The sequence below is a fragment of the Candidatus Halocynthiibacter alkanivorans genome (assembly GCF_003333265.1).
GTDB classification, from domain to species: domain Bacteria; phylum Pseudomonadota; class Alphaproteobacteria; order Rhodobacterales; family Rhodobacteraceae; genus Halocyntiibacter_A; species Halocyntiibacter_A alkanivorans.
This window is the reverse complement of sequence record NZ_QOLB01000112.1, coordinates 100,919-110,509: the sequence shown is the minus strand read 5'-3', so window position 1 is coordinate 110,509 and position 9,591 is coordinate 100,919. Positions and strand designations below refer to the sequence as shown.

At 61.4% G+C, this 9,591-nt stretch carries 9 protein-coding genes; 3 read left to right on the top strand and 6 right to left on the bottom strand.

Annotation, left to right across the window (positions count from 1 at the left end; translation table 11 throughout):
* Positions 1-339: PmbA/TldA family metallopeptidase (locus DWA01_RS13765; RefSeq protein WP_272867856.1), on the bottom strand; the 339-nt coding region annotated here is incomplete at its 3' end.
* 120 nt (positions 340-459) lie between these two features.
* A complete protein-coding gene (locus DWA01_RS13760; RefSeq protein WP_114286389.1) occupies positions 460-1,980 on the bottom strand; it encodes a DUF2125 domain-containing protein in 1,521 nt (506 codons plus the stop codon).
* 119 nt (positions 1,981-2,099) lie between these two features.
* On the opposite strand from DWA01_RS13760, the gene DWA01_RS13755 reads away from it, so the two are divergent.
* The 3 genes from DWA01_RS13755 (at position 2,100) to DWA01_RS13745 (ending at position 4,741) form a co-directional block, all read left to right on the top strand.
* On the top strand, positions 2,100-2,846 hold the full coding sequence (locus tag DWA01_RS13755; RefSeq protein ID WP_114286388.1) for an SDR family oxidoreductase: 747 nt from the start codon (positions 2,100-2,102) through the stop codon (positions 2,844-2,846).
* Complete coding sequence (locus tag DWA01_RS13750) at positions 2,843-3,454, top strand: enoyl-CoA hydratase/isomerase family protein (RefSeq protein WP_114286387.1); 612 nt, start codon at positions 2,843-2,845, stop codon at positions 3,452-3,454. The genes DWA01_RS13755 and DWA01_RS13750 overlap by 4 nt, the downstream gene beginning before the upstream one ends.
* A gap of 99 nt (positions 3,455-3,553) precedes the next feature.
* Positions 3,554-4,741 carry a TIGR03862 family flavoprotein gene (locus DWA01_RS13745; RefSeq protein ID WP_114286386.1) on the top strand — a complete coding sequence of 396 codons (1,188 nt, stop codon included), beginning with the start codon at positions 3,554-3,556 and terminating at the stop codon, positions 4,739-4,741.
* Here the strand turns inward: DWA01_RS13745 and holA are convergent.
* From holA to DWA01_RS13725, 4 genes are all read right to left on the bottom strand, one after another.
* Positions 4,710-5,735: a DNA polymerase III subunit delta gene (gene holA, locus DWA01_RS13740; protein WP_114286385.1), complete on the bottom strand. Its 1,026-nt coding sequence runs from the start codon at positions 5,733-5,735 to the stop codon at positions 4,710-4,712. The two genes, DWA01_RS13745 and holA, sit on opposite strands and share 32 nt — an antisense overlap.
* Positions 5,732-6,280 (bottom strand): LPS assembly lipoprotein LptE, encoded by a 549-nt coding sequence (lptE, locus tag DWA01_RS13735; protein WP_114286384.1) that lies wholly within the window; start codon positions 6,278-6,280, stop codon positions 5,732-5,734. Before lptE ends, holA begins: the two co-directional genes overlap by 4 nt.
* Complete coding sequence (leuS, locus tag DWA01_RS13730; RefSeq protein WP_114286397.1) at positions 6,267-8,804, bottom strand: leucine--tRNA ligase; 2,538 nt, start codon at positions 8,802-8,804, stop codon at positions 6,267-6,269. Before leuS ends, lptE begins: the two co-directional genes overlap by 14 nt.
* A gap of 79 nt (positions 8,805-8,883) precedes the next feature.
* The gene (locus DWA01_RS13725) at positions 8,884-9,453 is read right to left on the bottom strand and encodes a DUF3576 domain-containing protein (protein ID WP_235008553.1); all 570 of its coding nucleotides are present in this window, start codon (positions 9,451-9,453) and stop codon (positions 8,884-8,886) included.
* Positions 9,454-9,591: the final 138 nt, after the last annotated feature.

Here is a 9,591-nt window from a genome sequence, read left to right as displayed (position 1 = left end):
GGCGGCGTCGCGCCGCGCGGCGAGCTGGGACGCATCCGCGAGGCCGATATAGGGGTCCTCAGGCGCCAGCCGCGCCATGGCAACGGCACGCTCTGCCATATCGGTCATGGTTTCAGCTCTGGTATCTGAGGCCGAGACACAGGCCTGACGCTGGCCGATCAACACCCGAAGGCCAATATCGACACCTTCAGAACGTTCGGCGTGTTCCAGCTTGCCACCCAGCACATCGACCGACAGGGATGTGCCTTCGACCGCCATCGCGTCTGCGGCGCCGGCGCCGGCGCGCCGCGCGGCGTCAAGCAGGGCGGCGGTCAGGTCGGACAGGGGGGATTGTGTCATATCGGGCCTCATATCTGTGTTGTTAAACAGGTAGTCTGCCCGGGGAGGACCCGCAAGCCCGTTGCAACAGGAAAGGGCCGCAACAGTGGCGGCCCTTTGTTGGTTTCAGCGCTGAACCGGTTATTGCAGGCGCTGCCCATTGGCAAAGACCTGGCCGTCTTTGCTGACTTTGATTTCGGAGGTCAGATTGTCCTCACCTTCCGCGACAACAGAGAACATGCCCATCATCATGCGCATGCCCATCGCATCCTGAGACTGGATATAACCAAGCTGTACCAGTTTGTCCAACAGACCATTGCCGCCGTTCAGGCTCAGATTGATTACGCCCTCAGGCGCCGGCATGCCGTCAAAGGTCTCCAGATCATTGTTGTCAAAGGTAAACGCGCCGCTGCCTGTCAGCTCCGCCCCGCCCAGACTCAACTGCAGCGCATCCAGCGTCAGCGCATGCAATTCGCCGGGCATTTCATCCATCTCTTCCATCGCCTCAGTGGCGTCCTCGTCAAAGATGTCAAACAACCAGTTGGCCTTGCCGGACAGATCCAGGATGAAGGTCGCAGGGCTGCGCGGCAGCACTTGTGACGGGTCAAACATGCGCCACAGATCTTCGGGCACCGACAGGCCCACAAAGCGCAGCCCGAGACCAAAGTCGCCAGGCTCGTCCGATTGCGCCATCGGCATTTCCAGGCTGGCGCCATATTCTGCAAGGGACACGGTGACCGGTGGCATTGGCATCGCGTTGCTGGCGACGGTGACGTCAATATTGCTGGTCAGCGTGTCATAGGCGAAGCCGCCGTCCTGGATGGCGAAATTTACCTCAGACCCACCGCTGTTGCCGGTCAGGTCAAAATTTTCACCATCGTCAGTGATGTTGATGGCGAAGGTCCCGGCCCCCAGCCTGTAGGCGCCGGTAAGACTGCCCGCCTTAAACAACGCCCTGGCGAAGTCTTCGGGATTTTCCGTTACTGGCAATTCGCCTTCGGCGGCGAATTCCATGCCGTCAAACGCCAGACTGCCCCGCACCTGAGCGCCATGGTCTGACTCAGAGACCGTCATGTCCACGCGCACCGCGCCGGTGATGGTATCATAGGACAAGTCCGCGCTTTCGCCTTCAGCAAAAGCATAACTGCCGGCCATATCCGCAACGCTCATGTCCACAGTGACATCGGCATCGCCGCCGCCACCGGTGGCAGCCATGTTCATTGCCAGCTTCAGCATGTCTGCGGTGTAGGTCCAGGTCACCGCTTCGGGTTCCCCTGCCGCGATGATGTTCATCCCGTCATGGGTCAGCGTCGCGCGCATGTCGAACTTTTCGCCATCCACATCCTCGCCATTGACGGTGATGGTATAGTCGGGCGACAGGGTGATGGCGACAGAACCGTCACTCTGTTCGCTGAAGCTCAGGCTGCTCAGCTCCGATCTGGCAGCGCCACCCGGAAACAAAATGCTGACCTGAACATCGCTCAGGCGCAGGGTGCCGCCGGTCTCGCTTTCAGAACCAACTTCAATGTTCTGGCCGCTGATTTCGGCATAGGCTTTGAAACTGTCCCACGCTTCGCGGGCGGTAATATCGGCCTGTGCGGCAGGCGCAAAAGCGATCAGGGCGGCACTACAGGCGCCGCTAAAAAGACGGGAATGGATCATAACATACCTTCCAACATAAATAACTGTGCCCAGCTTTGACTCAGCGGTGTCCTGCGTCAAGCATCTGGTGCAGACTAAAGCTGAAGTTTAAATCGATGAAAAATTACAGGATTTCAAGGATGAACGGTAAAACTGTACTGATAACAGGGGCATCGCGCGGAATTGGCGCTCAATCTGCGCGGGTATTCGCCGAGGCCGGGGCAAATGTCGTCCTGCTGGCGCGCTCAGGTGATGCGATTTCTGCGCTGGCGGCTGAGATCGGCAACACCGCGCTGGCGATTGCCTGCGACGTGGCGGATTTTGAGGCTATGGCTGCGGCGGTTGCCACTACGGTGGACAGGTTCGGCGGGCTGGATGTTCTGATCAACAACGCCGGGGTGATCGATCCGATCTCCCACCTGGCCAGCGCAGATCCCGCGGCCTGGGCTATGACAATCGACATCAATGTCAAAGGCGTCTTTTATGGTATGCGCGCTGCGGTGCCGGTGATGAAAGCAGCGGGTGGCGGCACCGTGTTGACGGTTTCCTCCGGCGCGGCGCACTATCCGATTGAAGCCTGGTCCGCTTATTGCACCTCCAAAGCGGGCGCCGCGATGCTGACCGCTTCGCTGGATCTGGAAGAGCGCGAAAACGGCATCCGCGCCCTCGGTCTCAGCCCAGGCACCGTCGCCACAAAGATGCAGCGCGATATCAAAGCCAGCGGCATCAACCCGGTCAGCCAGCTCGACTGGTCTGAACATATCCCGGCCGAGTGGCCAGCACGGACACTGTTGTGGATGTGCGGGCGTGATGCAGATGATTATGTTGGTCAGGAAGTCTCGCTGCGCGACGAGGCGATCCTCCGTCGGGTCGGGCTTATCACGTGATCCGGTTTGAACAGGCGGGTGATGTTTGGCGCGCCACCATTGAACGGCCGCAAAAAGCCAATTCTCTGACGGCCGTGATGTTGAACGCGCTGGCGGATTTCGCCACTGAGGCGCGCGGTCAGGCCAAAGTGTTTGTGCTCACCGGCACCGGAAGGGTGTTTTCCGCCGGCGCTGATCTGGATGATGCCCGCGCCGGGCTTGCGGTTGATCCGGTGTGGGAACGGCTTTCAGGCGCCATCGCGGCGCTGCCCTGTCTCAGCATTGCGGCGCTGAACGGGACGCTGGCCGGGGGCGCCTTTGGCATGGCGCTGGCCTGTGATCTGCGTATCGCGGTGCCAGCGGCCAAGTTCTTCTACCCGGTGATGAAACTCGGCTATCTGCCCCAGCCCTCCGATCCGGCGCGCATGTCGGCTTTGATCGGGCCATCGCGCAGCAAGATGATTCTGATGGGGGCGCAGAAAATCGACTCGCAGACCGCGTATGATTTTGGCCTGATCGACCGAATTGTCGCGCTGGAGGATCTGGAGACTACTGTTGCAGATCTCAGCGCAGCAGCGCTCGCCGCCCCTGACGACATTCGCAGTGGGATCAAAGCGATGTGCCTCTGAGCTTTAAAGCAGAGCATCCAGGCCGGACCGCTGGCCGGGGAGCTGGCTTGGGCGCGCAGCCCGTGTTAAGCAGCGCAAAACGCAAGGTGAGGCGCTGACATGGCAGATATTGACGCATTGGTAATTGGTGCCGGACCGGCAGGGCTGATGGCGGCAGAAGTGCTGTCCGCGGCAGGTAAACGCGTCGTGGTGGCAGACGCAAAACCCTCGCCGGCGCGCAAACTCCTGATGGCGGGCAAATCCGGGCTGAACCTGACGCGGGACGAACCGTTTGATCAGTTTCTCGCACAATACGCCGGGCCCCCGTTGGGCGACATCCTTGCCGGGTTTGACAGCCAGGCGGTGATCAGGTGGGCACAAGGTCTGGGGCAGGAGGTGTTTACCGGCTCGACCGGCCTGGTGTTTCCACGCAAAATGAAAGCCTCGCCTTTGCTGCGGGCCTGGCTGGCGCGACTGCAAAGCCAGGGTGTGGTGCTGAACCGGCGCTGGCGCTGGGCGGGCTTTGAGGGCACGACCGGCACAGGCTGCCGCTTTGAAACGCCAGAAGGCTCGCAAACCATCTCCACCCCGATCACCATCCTGGCGCTGGGCGGTGCCAGCTGGGCGCGGCTCGGCTCGGATGCGGCCTGGCTGCCCTATCTGACCGGGCGCGGCGTTGAAATCACCCCGTTTCAGCCCTCAAACGCCGGGCTGGTGGTCAATTGGAGCGCCTATATTGCGGCACAGTTTGGCGCGCCATTAAAAAACATCGCGCTGCGGGCCGGTGCGCTGACTTCGCGTGGCGAAGCGGTGATTTCGGCGCGCGGGCTGGAAGGCGGCGGCATCTATCGCCTGTCATCGGCGCTGCGGGGCGGCGCGGCGCTGACGCTGGACCTGCTGCCTGACCTGAGTGTGGATCAGATCGCGCAAAAACTGGAGCGCCCGCGGGGCAAAACCACCCGCACCGCCCATCTGCGCAAAACGCTGAAGCTGGAGCCGGCAAAACTGGCATTGCTGATGGAGTTTGCCCGACCGCTTCCCGAAGGGCGCGCGTTGGCAGAAAAGATCAAAGCCCTGCCGATAACCCACGCGGGGCTGCGTCCGATTGATGAAGCGATTTCGACCGCAGGGGGTGTATCCTGGGGCGCGCTGGATGCGGGGCTGCAATTACGCGCCCTGCCGGGCGTCTGGTGCGCGGGCGAAATGGTGGATTGGGATGCGCCGACAGGTGGCTATCTGCTGACCGCCTGTTTTGCCACGGGGCGGCACGCGGCGCTTAACGCTTTGACAGCATCGCCAGCCGGATAAGCGCCCGTTCGACCAGCGCCATCGCCGGGGCGCGCTGCCCGGCGGAGCGCAGGGTCAGATCCGTTTCCGTCAGCAGGGACAGCGCGGTTTCCAGCTTGTTCACGCCCCAGCCCTGGGCCTGGCGCACCATACGGTCGCGGCGCGGGCCAAACACTGGCGGCCGTACCCGCCCGATGCCGGAAGCTGCGCCACCCGGGTCACAGGAGGCCGCGTGCAGCGTGCGGAAGTGGCGGGTGGCCCCGATGCACAGTGTCACCGGGTTGATGCCCTGAGCGGTCAGTTTGGCCATCACCGGGCCGATTTCACTGGTGCGGCCCTCCGCGACGATATTCAAGACGTCATCCACCACTGCTTCAGAACTGGCGGGCGCACAGTTTTCCACATCAAGGCTGATCACCGGGGAGGCATCGCCAATCTTATACAGCGCCAGTTTTTCGATGGTCTGGCGAAAATCACCAGGATCGAGTTCGCGCGACAGCACCGTCAGGTCTTCCATCGCATCGCGGTCAATCTCTTTGACACCGGCCTTGTTCAGCACCTGTTCGATTTCGGCCCGCGAAGGCGGCTCGGCATAGATCGCGGTGGCATAGGCGTTGCGGTGGCCCTCAAAGAACTTGCGCAGCGCTGAACGCGCTGTCAGCTGTCCCGCAGTGACGATCACCTGAGCATCGCCCGGCTGCCAGTCTTCCAGCGCCGCGATGATGGGTTTTGCCAGGGTGTCGGTGACGTCTTCAACAAAAGCCACCCGCGGGCCGGGGAAAAACCCCTGGGCTTTGATCGCGTCATTGAGCATGACTTTGTCTTTGCGCAGCTCACTGGCGGGAATGCGGGTCAGCCGCATCTCGCCTTCGCCTTCAGGCCCGATCAGCGCCGCGATCACTTCCTGACGCCGCAGCGCCACCCGCATCGCGTCCGGCCCATAGATCAGCAGGCCGGTGCGGGTGGCATCAGGCTTGTTGAAATAGGCAATAGCGTCGCGGCCGGTCAGTTTCATTCGCCTGCAGTCTCCGCCACGGACCCCGCCACGGACCCCGCCCCAGATCCGGCCGCAGATCCGGCCCAGGACGCCGCTGTGGCGCTGAGCCGGGTGGTGATCTGATCCGCCAGTTGCACCATCAGCCGGGCATAAGCGTCATCGCGGGCGCTCAGCGTGGCCGCGGTGGAACCGGTGGCAGAATAGGCGGAAAAGCCCTGAACCCTGCCCGAGCTCACTACCGTGCCGCTGCTCAGATCGAGCACCGAGAAATTCGCCTTGCCGGTGATATGGTAGCGGGTGGTTTCCTGGCTGCTGGTAATGGCAACACCGGCGGTGCTGGTGCCCAGATCATAGCGCAGCGCATAGCGCGGGCTGTTTGCCGGACCCAGATTCAATTCCAGCTGTTTCGCCAGATCAAAGGAGTTGCGGTTGGTGGGCGCGGCGACCTCTATCGCGCCCAGCAGGCTGCGCGCCGCTGTGCCCGGCGCCAGCGCAGGGGAAAACCCGCAGCCCGCGAGGGCTGCGAGGGAGAGTATTAGCAAGCGGCGGTTAAATAACGACATTCACAATCCGGCCCGGAACAACAATAAGTTTCTTCGGCACGCCCCCGTTCAGCGCTTTGATCACAGCATCGTTTGCCAGCACCAGCTTTTCAACCTCTTCCTTCGGCATGTCCGCAGGGACTTTCAGCTCGTCGCGGCGTTTGCCATTGATCTGAATTGGCAGCGTCACCGTGTCCTCGACCAGCATGGCCTCATCGGCCACCGGCCATGGCGCGTGGATGATCAGACTGGCCTCGCCCATCAGGGACCAGATTTCTTCTGACAGGTGCGGGGTCATTGGCGACATCAGCTGCGCCAGCGCCGCAAGCGCTGAGCGTTTGGCCTCCGCGCCGGCTTTGGATTTCTGCAGCGTATTGGTGAAGCCATAAAGCTTGGCAATCGCGGCGTTAAAGGCAAACCCGTCGATGGCCTGGGTGACCTCATGGATGGTTTTGTGGGTGGCGCGGATCAGCTCCGCATCGCCTTTGCCGCTTTCAGGCGCTTCAACTACGTCACCGGCAATGCGCCAGACCCGGTTCAGGTGTTTGAAAGTGGCATCCGCACCGGCGGCAGACCATTCCACATCCCGCTCGGGCGGGCTGTCAGACAGCACAAACCAGCGCGCCGTATCCGCGCCGTATTGGCTGATAATTGCATCAGGATCGACCACATTCTTTTTCGACTTGGACATCTTGGCCGACGGGATGATCTCGACATCAGTGCCATCCGCCAGCTTGCCGTCTGTGACGTCCTGAGGCAGATGATAGACCGGACGGCCTTTGGCATCGCGCGTCTGGTAGATCTCATGAGTGACCATGCCCTGGGTGAACAGTGCGTTGAATGGCTCCACCGCGCCCTCAGACAGGTGGCCGGTCAGGTTCATCGCCCGGGCAAAGAAGCGCGAATACAGCAGGTGCAGAATGGCGTGCTCAATGCCGCCGATATACTGGTCCACATTCATCCAGTAGGCAGCGTCTTCCGCGTCAGTCGGCGTGGCGGCGGCCGGGTTGGTGAAACGGGCGTAATACCACGAGCTGTCCACGAATGTGTCCATCGTGTCAGTCTCGCGCAGCGCGTCCTTGCCACAGGCAGGACAGGCACAGTTGCGCCACGTCGGGTGACGGTCCAGCGGATTGCCCGGCAGATCAAGGGTGACGTCCTGTGGCAGTTTGACCGGCAGGTTTTCTTTCTTCTCCGGCACCACACCACAGTCTTCGCAATGAACAACCGGGATCGGGCAGCCCCAGTAGCGCTGACGCGACAGGCCCCAGTCACGCAGGCGGAAGCGGGTGACACCCTGGCCAAAGCCTTTGTCTTCGCAATACGCGATGGCGCTGGTGACTCCGGCCGCGCCGGTCTGGATCGCGTCGCCGGCAAAACCACGCACATAGCGCACCTGTTCGGATTTCAGCGGCACGTAGGCTTCGCTTGTGTCCAGATCAGCGTCAACCGGGGTAAACACCGCATTGATCGCCAATTCGTATTTTGTGGCAAATTCAAAGTCGCGCTGATCGTGCGCCGGGCAGCCAAACACCGCGCCGGTGCCGTAATCCATCAGGATAAAGTTGGCGATATAGACCGGCAGCTCCCAGGACGGATCCAGCGGATGCTGTACCCGCAGCCCGGTGTCAAAGCCGCGTTTTTCTGCCTTTTCACGGGCTTCTTCTGTGGTGGCCTCGTTGCGACAACTGGTGCAGAACGCGGCAATCTCCGCATTGTCCAGTTCCAGCGTTTTGGCCAGCGGGTGATCTGCTGAAATGCCAACAAAAGAGGCGCCCATCAACGTGTCAGGCCGGGTGGTGTACACTTCAACCTGCTCATGGCCCTCAGGCGCGTCGATCAGCGAGAAGGCAAACTCCAGGCCTTCGCTTTTGCCGATCCAGTTGCGCTGCATCAGCTTCACTTTGGCCGGCCAGTTGTCCAGATCGTCAATCGCGCTGAGCAGTTCTTCGGAAAAGTCGGAAATCTTGAAGAACCACTGGGTCAGCTCGCGCTGCTCCACTTCAGCGCCCGAACGCCAGCCGCGGCCGTTTTCGACCTGCTCATTGGCCAGCACGGTCATATCGACCGGATCCCAGTTCACCGTGGCGTTTTTGCGATAGGCCAGACCTTTGGCCATCATGTCGATGAACATCGCCTGCTGCTGGCCATAATATTCCGGATCACAGGTGGCAAATTCGCGCGACCAGTCGATTGAGAGGCCCAGCGGCTTCATCTGTGCCCGCATGTCGGCAATGTTCTGATAGGTCCAGGTGCCCGGATGGCTGTTCAGTGCCATCGCCGCGTTTTCGGCCGGCATGCCAAACGCGTCCCAGCCCATCGGATGCAGCACGTTATGCCCGGTGGACATTTTGTAGCGCGCCACCACGTCGCCCATAGTGTAGTTGCGCACATGGCCCATATGAATGCGGCCCGACGGGTAGGGGAACATCTCCAGCACGTAATACTTGGGTTTGCTTTCATCGCGTTTCGCTTTGAAAACGTCAGCCTCATCCCAGGCTTTCTGCCATCTGGTTTCAACATCCTGAGCGGTATAACGGGTCATGGTCTGGTCCTTGGTCGTGAAAACGCCGGGCAAAGGGCCCGGCGTGGTCATAATAAGATCGGCGCGTCCTGTCGAGGGGCTACAGGTTGGCGTCGGTGGAGCGCAGCTGGCGCGCGCGGGTCAGAATCGCATTTTCAACCGCGCGCAGCGTCTCTGCGCTGGCGGGGCCGTTGCGGGTATAGAGCGACAGGTTCAGGCTGCGCGCATCCAGCGCTGGATCCTGGATGTAGATGGTGGCACGCCATGCGCGGCTGCTGCCGGGTGCCGTGCCATATTCGGTGACGATCACGCCGGTGAACGGGTCGGCGGATTTTACGGGCAGGAAGTCGAGCACATCAAGCGCAGCCGACCAGATGTATTTGTTGACCTGAATGTCAGAGCCGGGGATCGAACGCCCGCCGCCAAAAATGCGGCGCTTGCGGCGCTGTTCCACCAGAACGGTCTCGCCATTGGCCAGTTCGACCTGCTGCACCACGGTTTTGCTGTCGATCACATCGCCTTCAGCAGTGACTTCAGTGCCGCCGCCGGAAAACGGGCCGCTGCCGATGGAGCCGGTCAGGCTGCCGAGACTGTCAAAGCTGTTGGCACAGGCCGACAGGGTCAGCATGGCCCCGGTCACGATCAGCAGTAAGTAGCGAGCACGCGTCATAAAAATCCCCTCAGCGAAAGTGGCCCAACCGTAGCTGCGCAGGGCAGGGGGAACAAGGTTTCTTTTGAGGCGGTTTGCACGGATCAAAGACGCCGGACAAAAGAAAAGGGCCGCTCAGAAGAGCGGCCCTTAAAGTCA

Coding starts and splice junctions, on each gene's coding strand:
- DWA01_RS13755 (WP_114286388.1), top strand. CDS start 2,100: ATGAACGGTAAAACTGTACTGATAACAGGGGCATCGCGCGGAATTGGC.
- DWA01_RS13725 (WP_235008553.1), bottom strand. CDS start 9,453: ATGACGCGTGCTCGCTACTTACTGCTGATCGTGACCGGGGCCATGCTG.
- DWA01_RS13760 (WP_114286389.1), bottom strand. CDS start 1,980: ATGATCCATTCCCGTCTTTTTAGCGGCGCCTGTAGTGCCGCCCTGATC.
- DWA01_RS13745 (WP_114286386.1), top strand. CDS start 3,554: ATGGCAGATATTGACGCATTGGTAATTGGTGCCGGACCGGCAGGGCTG.
- lptE (WP_114286384.1), bottom strand. CDS start 6,280: ATGTCGTTATTTAACCGCCGCTTGCTAATACTCTCCCTCGCAGCCCTC.
- leuS (WP_114286397.1), bottom strand. CDS start 8,804: ATGACCCGTTATACCGCTCAGGATGTTGAAACCAGATGGCAGAAAGCC.
- holA (WP_114286385.1), bottom strand. CDS start 5,735: ATGAAACTGACCGGCCGCGACGCTATTGCCTATTTCAACAAGCCTGAT.